1 protein-coding gene is annotated in these 20451 nt (G+C 74.8%); it reads right to left on the bottom strand.

Annotation, left to right across the window (positions count from 1 at the left end; translation table 11 throughout):
- Positions 1–22 precede the first annotated feature (22 nt).
- Entirely contained in the window at positions 23–20446 is a 20424-nt protein-coding gene (locus K3769_RS38810) for a non-ribosomal peptide synthase/polyketide synthase (protein WP_267030900.1), read from the bottom strand.
- Positions 20447–20451: the final 5 nt, after the last annotated feature.

Here is a 20451-nt window from a genome sequence, read left to right as displayed (position 1 = left end):
GGGTCGAGCCGGTCCGGTGGGGTCAGAGGCTGTCCCTGGCATGGCGAGCGATGTGACCGAGAGCCTCGGTGAAGTCTTCGGCGACGCGGCGCACGGCGGCCGGGTCGAAGGTCCCGGCGCGGTGGTGCCAGGTGAAGGCGAAACGTCCGTCCCGCACCGCGCCGACCACCTCCAGCGGATGCGATCCGCCGTCCCGGGGGTCGTGGTCCTGCCCGAAGGACCCGTGCTCGGTCCGTACGAGGCCGCCGTCCGGGGCCGCGGGGCGGGCGTCCCACTGGCCGAGGTAGTTGAAGACCACCTGCCCGTGTGCGGCCTCGCCCAGCCGTTCGCGTACCTCGGGCGGTCCGAAGGTCCGCAGGGCGCCGAAGCCCAGTCCGTTGCCGGGTACGGAGCGCAGTTGGCGGCGTACCGACTTCACCAGCGAACGCCAGTCGCGGGCGGCCCCCGGGCGGTCCGGTTCCGCGACCTGGAGGACGACCGGGTGGATGGTGGTGAACCAGCCGACCGTGCGGGAGAGGTCCACGTCGTCGAGCAGGTCCTCGCGGCCGTGCCCTTCGAGGTCCAGCCGGACGCGTTCGCCGCCGGTCCAGCGGGCCAGCGCCAGGGCCAGCGCGGCCAGCAGGACGTCGTTGACGCGGGTGCGGTAGGCGGCCGGCGCGGCGCGCAGCAGTGACTCCGTGTCCTCCTCCCCCAGTTCGACGGTGAACGAGCCGCCCTCCTGGACGGCCGGGTCGGATGCGGCGGCGGGGAGCCGTCCGACGGTCACGGCCTCCTCCCAGTAGGCCAGTTCGTGGTCCAGGCCGCCGTCGCCGACATGCCCGGCGAGTTCGCGGGCCCAGTCGCGGAACGAGGTGGTGCGCTCCCCCAGGTCGACGGGCTCGCCGCGCACGGCCTGCCGGTAGGCGGCCTCCAGGTCGTCGGCGAGGATCCGCCAGGACACGGCGTCCACGACCAGGTGGTGGCCGACGAGGAGCAGGTAGGCCGTGCCGCCGCCCCGTTCGCCCGCCCGCGACGGCTCTCCCTCCCCCGCACCGGTGAACAGCGCTGCCCGCAGCAGCGGGCCCCGGCCGAGGTCGAAGCCGGTGTGCAGGTGGTCGGCGGCCTCCTTCATGGCCGCGTCCGCCTCCTTCGCCGGCAGGCCCGACAGGTCGTACCGGACGAGCAGTTCGTCGCTCTCCCGCGGCGGCGGGTTGAACTGGCGCCATCCGTCGGCGTCCTGGGTGAAACGCATGCGCAGCGCGTCGTGGTGTTCCAGCAGCGCGTCCAGGGCGAGGCCCAGGGCGGCGGGGTCGGGCGTACCGTCGAGTTCCAGCAGCGCCGACTGGTTGAAGTGGGTGTGGTCGGCGCGCGGTGTGCCGAGGAACCATTCCTGGATCGGGGTGAGGGGTACGTCGCCGGTCGCCGGGCCGTCGCCCCTCTGCTGGGGTGCGGTGCCGACGACGGTGGCCAGTTCGGCGACTGTCTGGTGGGTGAACAGGTCCCGGGTGGCCAGGTGCAGGCCCTCGCGCCGCAGCCGGGAGACGACCTGCATGCTCAGGATCGAGTCACCGCCGAGGACGAAGAAGTTGTCGTCCACGCCGATGTCCCGCACGCCGAGGACATCGCTCCAGACGTGCGCGATGCGGCGTTCGGTGTCGGTACGGGGCGCGGTGCGCGGGCCGGCCGCGACGGCGGTGTGGGCGGGTCCTGGTGCGGGCAGGGCCCGCCGGTCCGTCTTGCCGTTGGGGGTCAGCGGCAGCCGCTCCAGCGGTACGAACACGGAGGGCACCATGTGCGGGGGCAGCAGCCCGGCGAGGTCTTCGCGCAGCGCGGCGACGGGCAGGCCACCGCCACCGCCCCCGCTGCCTCCCGTGCCGTTGCCGTTGGCACTGGCACTGGCACTGGCACTGGCATCGCCGGCGGGGACCACGTACGCCACCAGCCGTCCGTGGCCGTCGGACGGTTGGCCGTCCGGGGCGTCGGCGCGGACCACGACCACCGCGTCGCGCACGTACGGGCTGCGGCGCAGCGCGCTCTCCGTCTCTCCCGGCTCGATACGGAAGCCGCGCAGCTTGATCTGGTCGTCCGCGCGGCCGACGAAGCGCAGTTCGCCGTCGGCGCCCCAGCGCGCCAGGTCGCCGGTGCGGTACATGCGCTCCCCCGCCGCGCCGAACGGGTCGGCGACGAACCGCCGGGCGGTCAGGCCCGGCCGGTGGAGGTAACCGCGGGCCAGCCCCGGGCCCGCCACGTACAGCTCCCCGGTCACGCAGGGCGGTACGGGTCGCAGGGCGGCGTCGAGGACGTACACGCGGGTGGCTCCGGCCGGGCGGCCGATCGGCGGCGCGCCGCCCGCCGGGCTCAGCGGGCCGGTCCAGGTGGCGACGACGGTGGCCTCGGTGGGCCCGTAGGAGTTGATCATCAGGCGCCCGGGCGCCCACCCCTCCACGAGGTCGGCGGGGCAGGCTTCGGCGCCGACGATCAGGGTGCGCAGGTCGGGAAGGTGACCGGCCGTCTCCGGCGCCACCGTGGCCAGCGCGGCCGGTGGGACGAGGGCGTGGCTGATGCGGCGCTCGGCGAGCACCTGGGCCAGCCGCTCGCCGACCAGCGGCCCTTCCTCTCCTGTGACGAGGGTGGCGCCGCTGAGCACGGAGACGCACAGTTCGAGGACCGAGGCGTCGAAGCTGGGTGAGGCGAACTGCAGCACCCGGTCGCCGGGGCCCGCCGCGTACCGTTCGGCGGCGGACGCGGCGAAGCCCGCCAGGCCCCGGTGCGTCACCGTGACGCCCTTCGGGGTCCCGGTGGATCCGGACGTGTAGATGACGTACGCCGGATGGTCGGGGGTGAGGGTGGTGGGTGGGGTGGGTGCCGTGCCGCGGGCCGTGCCGGTGGGCACGGCGTCCGGGTCACCCGCCCCCCAGGCCCCGGCTGTCCCACCTGGCCCACCTGGCCCGACTGCTCCGGCTGTTCCGGCGATGTCAGCTATCTCGGCCGGGTCGTCGAGGACCACTCGGGCGCCCGCGTCGCGGATCATGAACTCCCTTCGCTGAGCGGGGTAGTTCGGGTCGACGGGCAGGAAGGCGGCGCCCGCCTTGGCGACGGCGAGCTGCGCCACCACCGTCTCGGCGGTGCGCGGCAGGGCGAGGGCGACCACGTCCTCGGGGCCGACCCCGCGGGCGATCAGCCGGTGGGCGAGCCGGGTGGCGGCACGGTCGAGTCCGGCGTACGACAGCCGACGCCCGGTGTCCTCCAGCGCCACGGCGTCGGGGGTGGCGGCCACCTGCCGCGCGAACAGCTCCGGCAGGGTCGCCACCGGTACCGGCCGGGCCGTGCCGCGTCCCTGCTCCAGCAGGGCCTTCAGTTCGTCGTCGGAGGCGAGCGGCAGGGCGGCGAGCGGGCGGCGCGGGTCGTCGGCCACGGCGGTCAGCAGCGCGGTCAGCCGGGCGGCGAGCTGCTCGGCCGTGGCCGCGTCGAACAGGTCGGTGTTGTAGGTGAGCAGGCCGTCCAGACCGCCGGAGTCGGCCTCGGCGAACTCCAGGGTGAGATCGAACGCGGCGTGCCGGAGCTCCGTCCCGACGGCGGACACCTCCAGGTCCGGGACGTCGAGTCCGGCGGCCGGGGTGTTCTGCAGGACGACCATCACCTGGAACAGCGGGGTGCGGCTGGTGTCGCGCACCGGACGCACCTCGTCGACCACCTGCTCGAACGGCACCTCCTGGTGGGCGAAGGCGTCCAGCACGGTCCGCCGTACGTCGTCGAGGAACTCGGTGAAGGGACGTTCGGGGTCGACCCGGGAGCGCAGCACCAGGGTGTTGACGAAGAAGCCGATCAGCTGCTGGATCTCGGTCTGGTCCCGGCCCGAGGTGACGGTGCCGACGGTGACGTCCTCGCTGCCGCACAGCCGGGCCAGGAAGGTCTGGGCGGTGGCGACCAGCGTGGTGAAGAGGGTCGCTCCCCGGTCCCGGCCCACCTGTCCGAGACGGCGTGCGACGGCGGGCGGGAGGGTCAGCCGGGCGGTCGCGCCGGCTCGGGTGCGCAGGGGCGGGCGGGGCCGGTCGGTGGGCAGGTCAAGCGGCTCGATGTCCGCCAACTGCTGCTTCCAGTAGCCCAGTTGCTGCTCATGCTCGCTCGTGGCGCGCTGCCAGTGGGCGTAGTCGGCGTACTGGACCGGCAGCGGCGGCAACGGTTCGGTGGCCGGGTCCAGTTCGGCCCGGTAGAGGTGGGCGAGATCGCCGGTGAGGACAGCGGTCGACCAGCCGTCGGTGACGATGTGGTGCAGCGTGAGGGTCAGGACGTGCTCGTCGTCGGCCGGTCGGATCAGGCCGGCCCGCAGCAGGGGGCCCTCGCGCAGGTCGAAGGGCAGGGCGCGGTCGGCCGCGAGCAGCTTCTCCAGGCGGGCCGTGCGCTCCCCCTCCGACAGCAGCTCGGTCAGGTCGCGCAGCGGCAGCGGTACCTCCCGCGGCGGCTGGACGATCTGTACGCCCCTGCCGTCCACCATGTCGAAGGTGGTGCGCAGCGACTCGTGCCGTGCCACCAGTTTCCGCAGGGCCGCCGCGAGGGCCCGGGTGTCGAGCCGGCCCCGCAGGCGTAGCGCCAGGGCGGTGACGTACTCGCTGCCGCCGGGTGCGAACTCCTCCAGGAACCACAGGCGTTGCTGCGCGTACGACATCGGTGCCGTGGCGTCCCGGGCCACCGGGGTGATGACGGGGCGCTCCTCGTCGGCGGTCCGGTCCCCGGTGAGCAGCTCGGCAAGCGCGGCGGGGGTCGGGTGGGTGAACACGACCCGCGGCGAGAGGCTGGTGCCGAACTCCTCGGCCAGGCGGGAGGCCAGCCTGATGCTGAGGATGGAGTCGCCGCCCAGCGCGAAGAAGTCGTCCTCCACGCCCGGCGGCCGGCCGCCCAGTACGTCGGCGAAGACGTCGGCGGTACGGCGTTCGGCCTCCGTGCGCGGTGCGGTCCGCGCGCCCTGCCGGGGGCCGGTGTCCGTCTCCGGTGCCGGGAGGGCGGCGTGGTCCACCTTGCCGTTGCCGCTGAGCGGGAGGGCCGTCAGCGCGACGAACGCGGAGGGCACCAGGTAGTCGGGCAGCGTGCGGCGGGCGTACGAGCGCAGCTCGTCCGGGTCGTGTCCGGCCGGTCCGACGACGTAGGCGACCAGGCGGCGGGCGCCGGGGCGGTCCTCGCGGGCCACCACCGCCACGTCCGCGACGCCGGGGTGGGGCGCCAGCGCGGCGGCCACCTCGCCGGGCTCCACGCGGAAGCCGCGGATCTTCACCTGGTCGTCGGCGCGGCCCAGGAACTCGACCGTGCCGTCCGGGCGGCGGCGGGCCAGGTCGCCGGTGCGGTACATCCGGGCGCCGGGCGGGCCGAGGGGGTCCGCGAGGAAGCGGCGTGCGCTCTCGCCGGGGCGGCCCAGGTAGCCGCGTGCCACGCCCTCGCCCGCGATGTACAGCTCGCCCGCGCAGCCCGGCGGGACAGGGCGCATCCGGGCGTCCAGGACGTGGACCCGTTTGTCGTCGAGCGGCCTGCCGACGGGGACGGTGTCGGGGACGGCCGCCGGGTCGTCGAGGGCGTGGGAGGTGGCGAAGGTGGTGGTCTCGGTCGGTCCGTAGCCGTCCACCACGATCAGGCCGGGGCAGGCGGCCAGTACGCGTCGTACGGCCGCCGCGGGGACGACGTCGCCGCCGGTCCACACCTGGCGAAGACCCGCGAAGGAGTCGGGCGCGTCCTGCGCCAGCAGCCGGAAGAGCCCGGCCGTCAGCCACAGGGAGGTCAGACCGGCGCCGCCGGGGCGCCCGACGGTCTCGGCGTGCCCGCCTGCACCGTCCGGTCGGACCGGCCCGCCCGGCCCAACCGGTTCGCCCGGCCCAACCGGTTCGTCACCCGCGGCGCGCGCACCCGTGCCGATGAGCCGCCGCAGCAGCGCAGCGTCCACCGTCTCCCCGGGGGCCACGACCACGCAGCCGCCGGTCAGCAGGGGCGCCCACACCTCGAACGTGGCGGCGTCGAACGCGACCGGGGAGTGCAGCGGCACGCGGGCGCACACGCCGTCGCCGAAACGGCTGTCGGTGGCCAGCGACGCCACGTCACGGTGACGTACCGCCACGGCCTTGGGCAGGCCGGTGGATCCGGAGGTGAACATGACGTAGGCCAGCCGGTCGGGATCGGCGGGCACCGCGGCCGCGCCCGTCAGGGGGGTGTGGCGTGCCGCGGCGACGTCCTCGGCGGTGAGGCGGGCCCTGACGTTCGCCTGCGTGAGCATGGTCCGGCGCCGCTCCTCGGGGGCGCGGCCGTCGACGGGCACGTAGGCGCCGCCCGCCTTGAGGACCGCGAGCTGGGCGACGACGAGTTCGGCGCGGCGGTCCATGAGCAGGGCCACCCCGTCCTCGGCGCCGAGGCCGTCGAGGAGCAGCCGGGCCGCCACCCGGTCGGACCAGTCGGCGAGTTCACGGTAGGTGAGCCGCAGGTCGCCGTCCTCCAGGGCGGGCGCGTCCGGGGTGCGGCGGACCTGCTCGGCGAACAGGTCCACCGGACTGCGCGGTTCGGTGCGGCGGTCGGTGGTGTTCCACTCCGCCAGCAGGCGCCGGTCCCCGGGGGTGAGCGGGTCGAGCGCGCCGGCCTCGCCGTCGATGCGGTCGATCCCGTCGGCGAACCGGGTCAGCAGGGTGGCCAGGCGGGCCGTCGCCTGTTCCACCGTCACGCGGTCGAAGAAGGCCGGATCGTAGGCCAGGTCGAAGCCGAGCCGGTCACTCAGATGGGCGCGCAGGCACAGCGGGAAGGTGGTCGCGTCGTCGGCGCGTACCTCGGCGACGCCCACCCCGGTCCGGGCGGTGGCCGACTCGTCGACCGGATAGTTCTCGAACACCACCATGCTGTCGAACAGCGCCTGCCCCGCGGGGACTTCGGTCAGGCCCTGGATACGGGCCAGGGAGAGGAAGTCGAAGCGCCGGTCCTCGCTCTGCGCCTCCTGGAGGTTGCGCAGCCAGGGCAGGACACCGTCGCCCGCGACCCGTACCCGGGTGGGCACGGTGTTGATGAACATGCCGATCATCGTGTCGACGCCGGGCAGTTCGGCGGGCCGGCCGGAGACGGTCGTACCGAACACGACGTCGTCACGCCCGCTGTAACGGGCCAGCAGCAGCGCCCAGGCCCCCTGCACGACGGTGTTGACGGTCAGTCCGGCGCGGGCCGCCGTGTCGCGCAGCCGCCGTGACACGTCCCCGTCCAGCTCGTGGTGGACGGACGCGGCGGAACGGGCCCGGTGCGCCTCGGCGGGGGTGCGGTCGTACGGCAGCGGGGTGCGCTCGGTGACACCGGTGAGAGTGGCGGCCCAGTGGCGCTCGGCCGCGTCCTCGTCCTGTTCCCGCAGCCAGCGCACGAAGTCCGCGAACGGCCGCCGCACGGGCGGGGCGGCGTCCTGGCCGCCGGTGAGGGCGGCATACCGCTCGCACACCTCGGTGAGCAGTTGCCCGGTGCTCCAGCCGTCGAGGATCAGGTGGTGCGAGGACCACAGCAGCAGTACCTCGTCACCGGGCAGCGCGGCCAGCGTGATCCGGGTGAGCGGCGCGGCCGTCAGGTCCATGCCCGCCGCGCGGTCCGCGGCGAGCAGCCGCTCCGTCGCGGCGGCGCGCTCCTCGCGGGTCAGGGTCCGCCAGTCCAGGTGGGTGACGGGCAGTTCCACCTGGTCGTGGACGACCTGGACGGGATGCGGCAGGCCCCGCCAGTGGACGTCCGTGCGCAGGACCGGGGTGCGGTCGACGGCCTCCTGCCAGGCCGCCGCGAACGCCCTCGGGTCACCGACTCCTGTCAGCCGTACGGCCGTACGGTCGAAGTAGGCCCCGGCGGTGTCGACCAGTCCGTGGAAGAGCATGCCGGACTGCAGGGGCGTCAGCGGCAGGACGTCGGCGACGTGCCGTCCGTCACCGACCAGCCGGTCGAGCTGCTGCTGGGAGAGGCCGGCGAGGGGGAAGTCGGAGGGGGTACGGCCGCCCGCGTCCGGCCGCGCGCAGTGGGCCACGATGTCGCGGAGCGCCGCGCACATCCGCTCGGCCAGGTGCCGGACGGTGGACTCGTCGTAGACGGCCGCCGGGTAGGTCCAGCCGAGTTCGAGGCATCCTTCCTGGACCACGCCCGTGATGTCCAGCAGGTAGGGGCGGGTCTCGTCCGGGTCGGCGTCGCGGCCGGCCGGCGGGAGCGCCGTCGCCCGGTACAGGCCGTCCCCGGCGCCGCTGCCCGTGTCCCAGCGGCCGTGGTAGTTGAAGCCGACCCGCGGGTGGGGCGTGTCGGCGAGCGGGCTGTCCGGCAGGAGGTGGCGCAGGGCGCCGTGGCTGAGACCGTGCAGCGGCACCGTCCGCAGTTGTTCCTTGACCGAGCGCAGGGTGGTGCGCCAGTCGGCGTCGGGCGCGACGGTCAGGGCGAGGGGGAACTCGGCGGTGAACCAGCCGACGGTCCGGGACAGGTCCACGTCGTCGAACAGGTCCTCCCGGCCGTGTCCCTCCACCCCGACCAGGACCGTGTCCCGGCCGCACCAGTGGGCCAGCGTCCGGCCGAGCGCGCTGAGCAGTACGTCGTTGACCTGGGTGCGGTAGACCTCGGGGACCCGGCGCAGCAGGGCCTCGGTCTCCTCTTCCGCCAGCGTCACGGTGACGGTGGCGGCGGTGCCGTGGGTGTTGGGGCCCGGCCGCCCGGCGGGCAGGTCGGCGGGAGCGTCGGCGGTGCGGCTCCAGTGCGCCAGGTCGGCGTCCAGAGCGCCGGATCGCGTGTGCCTCTCCAGCCGCCGCGCCCAGCGTCCGTACGAGGTGCCCGCCGGGGCGAGTTCGACGGGACGCCCTGCCTCGGTGGCGCGGTGCGCGGTCTCCAGGTCGGCGAGCAGGATGCGCCAGGAGACGCCGTCGACGGCCACATGGTGCACGGTGAAGAGGAGTTGGGCGGGGTGCTGCGGGCCACGGTCGAAGAGCAGCACGCGTACGACCCGGCCCTCGGTGGGATCGAGCGTCCCCTGTGCGGCGTCCGCGGCGCGCTGCACCCGCGCCTCCAGCTCGGGGGCGTCCAGGTGGGAGGTGTCGTGGCGCGTGCACACGGTGTGCGGCGCCTGCGGCAGCACCTGCTGTCGCCAGCCGTCCCCGGTGTGCCGGAAGCGGGTCCGCAGGGCCGGATGACGGCTGACGACGGCGTCGACCGCCCGCTCCAGCGCCGCCAGGTCGGTGCCGACGGCGAGTTCCAGCCGCTGGGTCATGGTGAACCGCAGCGGGTCACCGGGCCGCCGGCGGTCGAGGTACCAGTGCTGGATGGGTGTCAGCGGGGCCTCGGCGGGCTCGGTGTCGTCCGTACCGGACGTCGGCCGGGGCGCCGATTCGGCGACGCGCAGGGCGAGTTCGGCGACGGTCTGGTGGCGGAAGACGTCCTTGGTGGTCAGGGCGAGGCCCGTCCGGCGGGCCCGGGAGACGATCTGGATGCTGAGGATGGAGTCGCCGCCGAGCGCGAAGAAGTTGTCCCGCGCGCCGACCCGCTCCACGCCGAGCACCTCGGCCCAGATGGCGGCCAGCCGTTCCTCGGTACCGGGGCGGGGTGCCACGTACGGGGTGCCGCTGTCGGGCCGGGCCGGCGGCGCGGGCAGCGCGCGGCGGTCGGTCTTGCCGCCGCTGGTGCGCGGGATGCGGGTCAGCGGCACGAACGCGGTGGGCACCATGTGGTCCGGCAGGGTCCGCCGCAGCCGCACCCGCAGCTCGTCGGCTGAGAGGGCCTGCTCCCCGGCAGGCACGACGTACGCCACGAGCAGCACGCGCCCGGCGTGTTCGCGGGCGGCCACGGCGGCGTCGGTGACGTCCGGCAGCGCGAGCAGCGCGGCCTCCACCTCGCCGGGCTCGATACGGAACCCGCGGATCTTCACCTGCTCGTCGACCCGCCCCAGGAACTCCAGCGCCCCCGACGCGGTCCACCGGGCCCGGTCGCCGGTGCGGTACATCCGCTCCCCCGGCGCCGAAACCGTGCCGGGCGCCCCGAACGGGTCGGCGAGGAAGCGGGCGGCGGTCAGACCGGGCCGGTTCAGGTAGCCGCGTGCGACCTGCGCCCCGGCGAGATACAGCTCGCCGGGTACTCCGGGCGGCACCGGGCGCAGGGCGCGGTCGAGGACGTACGCGCGCAGGTTGCGGCCCGGCCGGCCGATGACGGGACGTTCGCGGTGGTCGGCGGAGCGGCCGTAGACGGCGTCGACGGTCGTCTCCGTGGGACCGTACATGTTGTACGCGGTGACGCCGAAGTCGGCCTGGGCCGCGCACAGTTCGGCCCAGGTGTCGGGGCCGACCGCCTCGCCGCCCACCAGCAGCAGACGGGGATGGTGGCGGCCGGGGGCGAGGAGTCCGGCGGCGGTGAGCTCGCGGAGGAAGGACGGGGTGACGTTCACGAGGTCCAGTTCCCGCGCGTCGACCTGGGCGCAGAACGCCTCCGGGTCCAGGCGTACGTCCTCGTCGACGAGGTGGACCTCCTGGCCGAGGGCGAGCAGCAGCGGCCCCTCCCAGGAGGTGTCGAAGGAGAAGGAGGCGCTGAGCGCGGCCTTGAGGCGTCGCCCGTCGGCGGTGTGCGGGGCGACGAGTCCTTCCCGGTGGTCGTGGCAGAGGTTGACCAGGTGGCGGTGTTCCACCGTGACGCCCTTGGGGCGGCCGGTGGAGCCGGAGGTGTAGATGATGTACGCGGCGTTGTCGGGGCGCAGCGCGGCGAGCCGGTCGGCGTCGGTGGGGTCGTGGGAGGGCAGTTCGTCCCAGGGCGTCCCGCGCAGGGTGTCGGCCGTCAGCATGGTGTGCGGCGCGGCGTCCGCCACGAGGAACGCGACACGCTCCTCGGGCAGGTCCGGGTCGAGGCAGAGCAGGGTGCCGCCCGCCTTGAGCACGGCGAACACGGCCACCGGCAGCTCCGAGGTACGCAGCAGCCGCACGGCGACCACGCGCTCCGGGCCGACGCCCAGCGTGATCAGGTGGTGGGCCAGCCGGTTGGCCCGCTCGTTCAGGGCCGCGAAGGTGAGTGTGCCGTCCCGGGCCACCAGAGCGGTGGCGTGCGGGGCGCGGTCCGCCTGGGCCTCGAACAGGGCGGCGAAGTCGCTGTCCGGCACGGGCAGCCGGTCGCCCTGCCACTCGTCCAGGACCTGCCGCTGCTCGGCGGCCGTCAGCAGCGGCAGCACGCGGGCGTCCAGGTCCGGTTGCGAGACCGCCGCTTCCAGCAGCAACCGCAGCCGTACGGCGAGTCGTTCGGCGGTGTCCGCGTCGAACAGACCGGTGTCGTACTCCAGATAGCCGGTCACGCCACCGTCGCTCGCGTCGTTCTCGACGAAGTCGAAGGCGAGGTCGTAGGCGGCGTGCCGGATCGGGGGCGTGAGCGGTTCGACGTCCAGGCCCGGCAGGTCGAGGGAGTCGGCGCCCAGGTTGTGCAGCGCCACCATCGCCTGGAACAGCGGGGTGCGGCTGGTGTCCCGTTCGGGCCGGAGGGCGTCCACCAGTTTCTCGAAGGGCACGTCCTGGTGGGCGAACGCGTCCAGGACGTCGGCGCGGACCCGTCCCAGCAGCGTACGGAAGGACAGTCCGGGCTCCACCCTGTTGCGCAGCACCAGCGTGTTGACGAACATGCCGACCACGTCGTGGAGTTCGGGCCGTTCACGGCCCGCCGTGACCGTGCCGACGGTGATGTCCTCCTGGTCGGTCCAGCGTGAGAGCAGGATCGTGCAGGCGGTCAGCAGTGTCATGTAGAGGGTGGCGTCGGCCGCCCGGCCCGTCTCCCGCAGCCGCTCGGTGAGCGCGGCGGGGAGCGTGAAGGTCACCAGGGCGCCCTGCCCGCCGCGCACGGCCGGCCGCGGCCGGTCGGTGGGCGGCTCCAGCGGGGTGATTCCGGCCAACGCCGCCCGCCAGTAGTCGAGTTGTTCTTCCAGCTCGTCGGTGCGGGCACGTTGCCAGGCCGCGAAGTCCGCGTACCGCACGGGCAGGTCGGGCAGCCGGGGCGCGCGGCCCTCTTGGGCGGCCGTGTACAGCTCGCCCAGGTCCCGGCCCAGCACACCGGCCGACCAGCCGTCCGTGACGATGTGGTGGACGGCCAGGACGAGGACGTGCTCGTCCTCGGCCAGGCGCACGAGGCGGGCCCGCAGCAGAGGTCCGGCGCCCAGGTCGAAGGGGACGGACGCCTCGCGGGCGACGAGGGCGTCCAGGCGGTCGCGGGCGCCGGTGAGGTCGTCCAGCGGCAGGTCCACCGGGTGGGGCGGGTGCACGATCTGCCGGGCGTGGCCGTCCTGGCGGCCGTTCTGCCTGCGGTCCTGCCTGCCGTCCTGTCCGGCTTCGGTGAATGTGGTGCGCAGGGCCTCGTGCCGGGCGACCAGTCCGTCGAGGGCGGCCCGCAGGGCGTCGGCGTCGAGCGAACCGCGCAGGCGCAGCACGGACAGGGTGGTGTACTCGGTGCTGCCCGGCTCGAAGCGGTCGAGGAACCACAGCCGCTGCTGCGCGTACGACAGCGGTGCCGGGGTGTCCGGGTCCACGGCGGGGATGACGTCGGCCGGCTTGGTCCCGTGCGGCGCCGGGTCGCCGAGTTCGGCGGCCAGGGCGGACAGCGTCGCGTGGGTGAACAGCAGCCGGGGCGAGATCTCCGTACCGAAGGCGGCGCGCAGCCGGGAGACGACCCGGACGGCGAGGATCGAGTCGCCGCCGAGCGCGAAGAAGTCGTCGTCGGCTCCCACCTCGTCGGTGTCGAGGACGTCCGCCCAGGCGGCGGCGACCGCACGTTCGGCGGGTGTGCGGGGCGCGACGCGCTCGGTGTCCGTGGCGAAGCCGTCCGGTCCGGGTGCGGGCAGGGCCCGCCGGTCGAGTTTGCCGTTGACGGTCAGCGGCAGGGCCGCCATGGACACGTAGGCGGCGGGCACCATGTGCGCGGGCAGCAACCGCTCCAGGTGGGCGCGGAGTTCGGCGGCGGACGGCGGTTCGGCGGCGGGCGACTCGGTGGTGTCCCTCGGCTCTCCGCCGCTCCGGCCGACGACGTGGGCCACCAGCCGGCGTGTCCCGGAGCCGTCCTCGTACACGCCCACGGCCGCGTCGCCGACGCCCCCGTGGGTGTGCAGGGCGGCCTCGATCTCGCCGGGCTCGATGCGGTAGCCGCGGATCTTCACCTGCTGGTCGGCGCGGCCCAGGTACTCCAGCGTGCCGTCGGCCCGCCGGCGGGCCCGGTCGCCGGTGCGGTACATCCGCCGCCCCGGCACCCCGGACGCGTCGGACGCCGCGAACGGGTCGGCGAGGAAGCGGGTGGCGGTCAGTCCCGGCCTTCCCAGGTAGCCGCGGGCCAGGCCCTCCCCCGCCACGTACATCTCGCCCACGGCGCCTGGCGGTACGGGGGCCAGGTCGTCGTCGAGGACGTAGATCCGCAGGTCGGGTATGCCGGTGCCGATGGGGCTCGCGGCGCCTGTGCGGGCCGTGGTGCGGTCCAGCGGCTCGTAGGTGACGTGCACGGTGGTCTCGGTGATGCCGTACATGTTGACCAGGCGTGGCGCGGTGTCGGGGTGGTGCGCGTACCACTCGGCGAGCCGGTCGACGTCCAGGGCCTCACCGCCGAACACGACGGTACGCAAGGCGAGTCGGGCCCTGAGTTCGGGGTGCTCGGCGTCGGCGCGGGCCAGGGGGTAGAAGGCGGACGGGGTCTGGTTGAGGACGGTGACCCGTTCGTCGGCGAGCAGCCGCAGGAAGTCCTCCGGGGAGCGGGCGGTGTCGTCGGGGACGACGACGAGCCGGCCGCCGTGCAACAGGGCGCCCCACAGTTCCCAGACGGAGAAGTCGAAGGCGTAGGAGTGGAACAGGGTCCATACGTCGTTCTCGTCGAAGCCGAACCAGTGGCGGGTGCTGCTGAACAAACGCACGACGTTCGCGTGCGGCACGACCACGCCCTTGGGGCGACCGGTGGAGCCGGAGGTGTGGATGGCGTAGGCGGGGCTCTCCGGCAGGGGGCGCCGGGCCTGCACGGGTCCGGTGACGGGGCGGCGGGCGAGGTCGGCACGCACGTCGGGGCTGTCCAGTACGAGGAGGGGGACATCGGTGCCACGCACACGTCCGGCGGCCTCCGTGGTCGTCACCAGCGTCACCGGGGCGGCGTCGTCCAGCAGGTGGGCGACGCGTTCGGCGGGCAGCTTCGGGTCGATGGGCAGATAGGCGGCGCCCGTCTTGAGGACGGCGAGGACCGCCACGACGAGGTCGGTGGAGCGGGGCAGGGCGAGGGCCACGAACCGCTCGGGGCCGGCGCCGGCCTCGGCCAGCAGGTGGGCGAGGCGGCCGGCCGCCGCGTCGAGCGTGGCGTAGTCGAGGCGGTCGGTGCCGCAGGTGACGGCGGTGGCGTCGGGGGTGCGGGCGGCCTGGGCCTCGAACAGGTCCACCAGGGTCTCCGCCGGCCTGCCGTGCTCGGTGCCGTTGAAGTCGACGAGCATGCGCCGCCGTTCCTCGGCGGTCGTCCAGGCCAGGGCGCGCAGGGGCCGGCCGGGATGCCCGGCGATCTCCGCGAGGAGCAGGCGGAGTCGGTCGGCGAGCGCCCGGACCGTTGCGGCGTCGAAGAGTTCCGGGTCGTAGGCCAGGTCGAAGCCGAGCCGTTCACCCTGGTAGGCGCGGAGCACCAGCGGGTAGTTGGTGGCGTCCCGGGAGCTGACGTCCACCAGCCGCACTCCGGAGCCCGAGGTGCGGGCCGCGTCGAAGGGGTAGTTCTCGAAGGCGACCATGCTGTGGAAGAGGGGGGTGCCGGACGGCACATCGCTCAGGGCGGTCAGCTCGGCCAGGGAGGCGGCGGCGAACCGCCGTGACTCGGCCTGTACGTCCTGGAGTTCGCGCAGCCAGTCGGCGGCCGGGCGGTGGCCGTCGACGCGGACGCGGGTGGGCACGGTGTTGATGAACATGCCCACCATCGACTCCACGCCCGGCAGTTCGTCGGGGCGCCCGGAGACGGTGGTGCCGAACACCACGTCCGGCTCGGCGCTGTGGCGGGCCAGCAGCAGCGCCCAGGCGCCCTGCACCACGGTGTTCACGGTCAGCCCCGCGTCGCGCGCGGTGCGGGCCAGCGTCGCGGACACCGCGTCGGACAGTCCGGCCGTGTGGACGTCCGCCGACCGGCTCTCGTGCGTGCCGGTCAGGGGCCGGTCGACGGGCAGCGGCGTCGGAGAGGCGAAGCCGCCGAGGGTCTTGTGCCAGTGCGCCCGCGCGGCCTCGGTGTCCTGCTCGGCCAGCCAGCGCACGTAGTCGGCGAAGGGCCGGCGCACGGGCGGGCTCGGCTCGCCGCCGACGGTGAGTGCCGCGTACTCCTCGCACACCTCCGTCAGCACCTGGGCCAGGCTCCAGCCGTCGAGGATCAGGTGGTGCGAGGTCCACAGCAACTGCAGCCGGGCGTCGGGCAGCCGGACCAGCGTGAGCCGCATCAGCGGTGCCGAGGCGAGGTCGATGCCGCGCGCGAGGTCGTCGGCGCGGAGCCGGTCGAAGCGGTCGGCGCGCTCGCGCGGGTCCAGGTCCCGCCAGTCGAGGTGGGTGAGGGGCAGCCTCACCTCCCGGTGCACGATCTGGAGGGGTACGGGCACGTCCTGCCACACGACCGAGGTCCGCAGCGCGGGTGTGCGGTCGGTGACCCGCTGCCAGGCCAGGCCGAACGTCCGCGGGTCGGCCACCCCGTCCAGCAGGAGAGCGGCCTGGTCCACGTACACGTCGTCGGCGCCGCCGACCAGGCGGTGGAAGAGCATGCCCTCCTGGAGCGGGGTGAGCGGCAGCAGGTCCGCCACCGCGCGGCCGTCGCCGGCGAGCCGGTCAACGGCGGCCTGGTCGAGGCGGGCGAGGGGGAAGTCGGAGGGGGTACGGCCGCCCGCGCCGGGACGGGCGCAGTGCTCCGCGATCGCGGCCAGCGCCGCCACCATGCCCCGCGCCAACTCCCGTACCGTGTCCGCTTCATGGACCTGGTCGCTGTAGTGCCAGGTGATCTCCAGCTCGCCGTCGGCGACCACGGCGGAGATGTCGAGCAGGTGGTCGAGGGGTTCGTCGGCGGCCATGTCCCGGCCGGGCACCTCGGCGGCCGGCGCGAAGTCCGCTCCGCCGGTCGTGTCCCACTGCCCGTGGTAGTTGAAGCACACCTGGGGCAGCGGCGGTTCGCGCAGGGAACGGGCGGCCGGGTCGGGCGAGCCGAGTCGTGCGAGCGCCTCATAGCTCAGCCCCCGCCTCGGCACGGCCCGCAGCCGTTCCTTGACGGCCTTCAGGGTGCCGCCCCAGTCGGGTGCGGCGGGCGTTCCGGCCGGGGTGAGGGTGACCGGGTACTGGGAGGTGAACCAGCCCACCGTGCGGGACAGGTCCACGTCGCCCGGGATCAGGTCCTCACGCCCATGGCCCTCCAGGGCGACGGTCACCCGCTCGGTGCCCGTCCAGTCGGCGAGGACTCGGCTCAGCGCGCCGAGCAGGACGTCGTTGACCTGGGTGCGGTAGGCGGCGGGCACCCCGCGCAGCAACGCCTCGGTGGTGGCGCGGTCCACTCGGGTGCGGACGGTGCGTACGGTTCCGGCGAGCGGGGTTCCCCGGCGGTCCACCGGCAGCGGAGTACGGCTCCTGGCGGCCTCCGCCGTCCAGTACGGCAGGTCGTCGTCCAGGTCACCGGCCCGTACCAGGCGGGAGAGGTGCGCGGCCCAGTCGGCGAACGGGGTCGTCACGGGCTCCAGTTGGATCTCCTCGCCCGCTGACGCCTGACGGTAGGCCTGCCGCAGATCGGTGAGCAGGATCCGCCAGGACACGCTGTCGACGGCCAAATGGTGGGCGGTGACGAACAGTTGAGGGCGTCCGTCGGGTAGGGGCAGGAGCAGGGTGGCGCGCAGCAGGGCACCGGTCGCCGGGTCGAGGGCGGCGCGGGCGGTGTCGGCGGCGGCGAGGGCGGCCTCGGCGGGGTCGGCGGCGGCGGAGAGGTCGTAACGGGTCAGCAACCCCGTGGCCGGCCCTTCACCGGGGTGCTGCCGCCAGGCGCCGCCGATCCGGCCGATGTCACCGATCCGGTCGGTGTCGGTGCCGGTATCTGTGTCGCGGGCGAAGCGGGTGCGCAGGGCCGGGTGGTGGGTGGCGAGCGCTTCCACGGCGCGTTCCAGCGCGGGTTCGTCGACGCCGTACGGCAGGTCGAGCAGCATCGACATGCTGAAGGGCCGCAGGCGGCCGTCCCGGTCGCCGTGGGTGGCGGCGTACCACTCCTGGACCGGGGTCAGCGGGGCGGGCCCTTCCTCGCCCGGCCGGCGGGGCGCGGGTCCGGTGGTGCGCGGGGACGCGGCGGCGGCCAGGTCGGCGACGGTCTGGTGGCGGAAGACGTCCCGTGAGGTCAGGTGCAGGCCGGCCGCGCGGGCCCGGGAGACGGCCTGGATGCTGAGGATGGAGTCGCCGCCGAGTTCGAAGAAGTTGTCGGTGACGCCGACCCGGGTGACGCCCAGGACCTCCGCCCAGACACCGGCCAGCGTCTCCTCCTCGGGAGTGCGCGGTGCCACGAACTCCCGCTCGCACGGCGCCGCTTCGAGGTCGGGAGCGGGCAGGGCGCGGCGGTCCAGCTTGCCGCTGGTGGTCAGCGGCAGCGCGTCGAGCAGGGTGAACGACGAGGGCACCATGGGGGCGGGCAGCACCCGCCGGCAGGCGTCCCGCAGTCGTGCGGCGGTCGGCGGTCCGGCGTCCGCGGCCGGTACGACGTAGGCGGCGAGCCGCAGTTGGCCGTGGGGGCCGGGGTGCGCGGCGACCGCGGCGCCGGTGAGGTCCGGCAGGTCCAGGAGGGCCGCCTCGATCTCGCCCGGTTCGATGCGGTGGCCTCGTACCTTCACCTGGTCGTCGGCCCGTCCGAGGTAGTCGAGACGTCCGTCGGCGGTCCAGCGGGCCAGGTCGCCCGTGCGGTACATGCGGGTTCCGGGCGGGCCGAACGGGTCGGCGAGGAAGCGCGCGGCGGTCAGTCCGGGCCGGCCGGTGTATCCGCGGGCCACCTGCTCGCCGGCCAGGTACAGCTCGCCGCCGACGCCGGGCGGCACGGGCCGGCGGCGGTCGTCGAGGACGTACGCGCGGACGTTGGGCAGCGGCCTGCCCACCAGGGGGCGCCCCTCGCCCTCGATACGGCAGGCCAGGGCGTCCACCGTGCACTCGGTGGGCCCGTAGAAGTTGTACGCGGCCACGCCCCGGTGGCCGGCCAGTTCGCGCCACAGGCCGGGGTCGATCGCCTCGCCGCCGAGCATCAGGACGCGCGGGTGGTGGCGCGGATCGGTGAGCAGTCCGGCGGGGAGGAGTTGGCGCAGGTAGGAGGGGGTCAGGTCGAGGAAGTCGATACGGTGCTCGACGACGTACTCGACCAGCGCGGCGGCGTCGAGGCGGGTCGTCTCGTCGACCAGGTGCAGCGGGTGGCCGTCGGCCATCAGCAGCACACCTTCCAGCGAGGTGTCGAAGGAGAACGACGCGGTCAGCGCCACCCGCAGCGGACCGCCCCCGGCGTCGGCCACGAACCCTTCGCGGTGCGCGGCCAGCAGATGCGCGAGCGACCGATGCGTGACGGCGACACCCTTGGGCCGCCCGGTGGAGCCGGAGGTGTAGATGACGTAGGCGGTGCTGTCCGGGTCGGGGAATGCGGCGGCGAGGGGCGCTTCCGCGTGGCCGGGCCCGGGGTCGGCCCCGGTCCTGGTCCCCGACGCCGCCCTCAACAGCGCCTCGTCCAGCACCACGGCGGGCCGGGCGTCGTCCAGAAGGAAGCGGACGCGTTCCTCCGGGAGGGCGAGGTCCAGGGGGAGGTAGGCCGCGCCGGACTTCCAGACGGCGAGGATCGCCACGATCATGTCGGCGGTACGCGGCAGCCGCAGCGCGACCAGGCGTTCGGGGCCGGCGCCCCGCGCGACGAGGTGGCGGGCCAGCCGGTCGGCCCGGGCGTCGAGCGTCGCGTGGTCGAGGCGGTCCTCCCCCGCGACCAGCGCGGCGGCGTACGGCTTGCGCTCCGCCTGCCGGGAGAGGAGTTCGGGGCAGGTGGCGGCGGGGACGGCCGGCGCGGTGCCGCTCCACTCCTCCGTGATCCGCCGGGCCTCGTCCGGGCCGAGCAGGGGCAGCGAACCCAGTGGCCGGTCCGGCGCCGTCGCCGCGCCCTCCAGCGTGCGTACGAGCTGGTCGGTCAGCCGTTCCGCGGTGGCCGTGTCGAAGAGGTCGGTGCGGTACTCCAGCAGGCCGGTCAGCCCGTCCCCGTCGGGGACGAACTCGACGCTGAGGTCGAAGGTGGCCGCCTGCCGCGGCACGGCGACCGGCGAGGCGGTCAGGTCGCGGAGGGTGGGGGCGGCGGGCGGCGCCGGGTGGAGGAGGACCATCACGTCGAAGAGGGGGTTGCGGCCCGCCTCGCGGGTCACCCCCACCGCCTCCACCAGGCGTTCGAACGGCGTGTCGCCGTGCGCGAAGGCGTCGTTGACGGTGGCCGCGGCGGCCCCGAGCAGGTCGCGGAAGGAGCCGTCCGTGTCCACGGGGGTGCGCAGGACGACGGTGTTGGCGAAGAAGCCGACGGTACGTTCCAGGTCGGTGCGGGACCGGCCGGGGGTGAGCGAGCCGACGGTGATGTCGTCCTGCCCTGACCAGCGGGCCAGCAGGGCCTGGCAGGCGGCGACCAGGGAGGTGAACAGCGTGGTGTGCCGCTCGGCCGCCAGCTCCCGCAGCCGTGCGGTGGTCTGCGCGGGCACGGCGAAGGTGCGTACGGCGCCCGCGCCGGACTCCTCACCGTCCCGGGGGTGGTCCAGCGGCAGCCGGGAGGCGACGGCCCCCGCCAACCGGGTCTTCCAGTACTCCAGTTGGCGCTCCAGCCGGGGGCCGGAGACCTGATCCCGCTGCCATGCCGCGAAGTCCGGGTACTGCGTCGCCACCGGTCCCAGCTCCGGCGACGCGCCCTGCGCGAAGGCGTCGTACGCGGTGCACAGTTCCTCCAGTACGACCCCCATCGACCAGCCGTCGGTGATGATGTGATGGGCCGTCAGCAGCAGGGTGTGCACGGTGTCCGACTCACGCAGGAGCAGGGCCCGCAGCAGCGGACCCGCGCCCAGGTCGAAGGGACGCTCGTACTCCGCGAGCAGCGCCGCCTCCAGGGCGTACGACGGCGTGTCGGTGACCGGGAGCGGCACCGGGGCCGCCGGCCGTACCGTCTGCGCGGGCCGTCCGTCCCTCTCCTCGAAGGTGGTGCGCAGCGCCTCGTGCCGCTCGACGACGGTGTCCAGGGCGCGGGAGAGGGCGGTGCGGTCCAGCGGACCCGTCAGACGCAGGGCGACGGCGCTGTTGTAGCGGGCGTCGCCGGGGCGCAGCCGGTCCAGGAACCACAGCCGCTGCTGGGCGAAGGACAGGGGCAGCGGCCGGATGCGGCCGGCGTGCGGGATGCCCTGGCGGGCGGTGGCGGCCCGGCCGGCGAGGCGGCGACGCATCGCCTCCTGGAGGTCCTGGGGCAGGGCTTTGGCTCGGTCGCGCTTCGAAGACGTCATGGTCT

The organism is Streptomyces ortus, assembly GCF_026341275.1.
Classification (GTDB): Bacteria; Actinomycetota; Actinomycetes; order Streptomycetales; family Streptomycetaceae; genus Streptomyces; species Streptomyces ortus.
This window is presented reverse-complemented; position numbering and strand designations above follow the sequence as displayed.

Coding starts and splice junctions, on each gene's coding strand:
- K3769_RS38810 (WP_267030900.1), bottom strand. CDS start 20,446: ATGACGTCTTCGAAGCGCGACCGAGCCAAAGCCCTGCCCCAGGACCTC.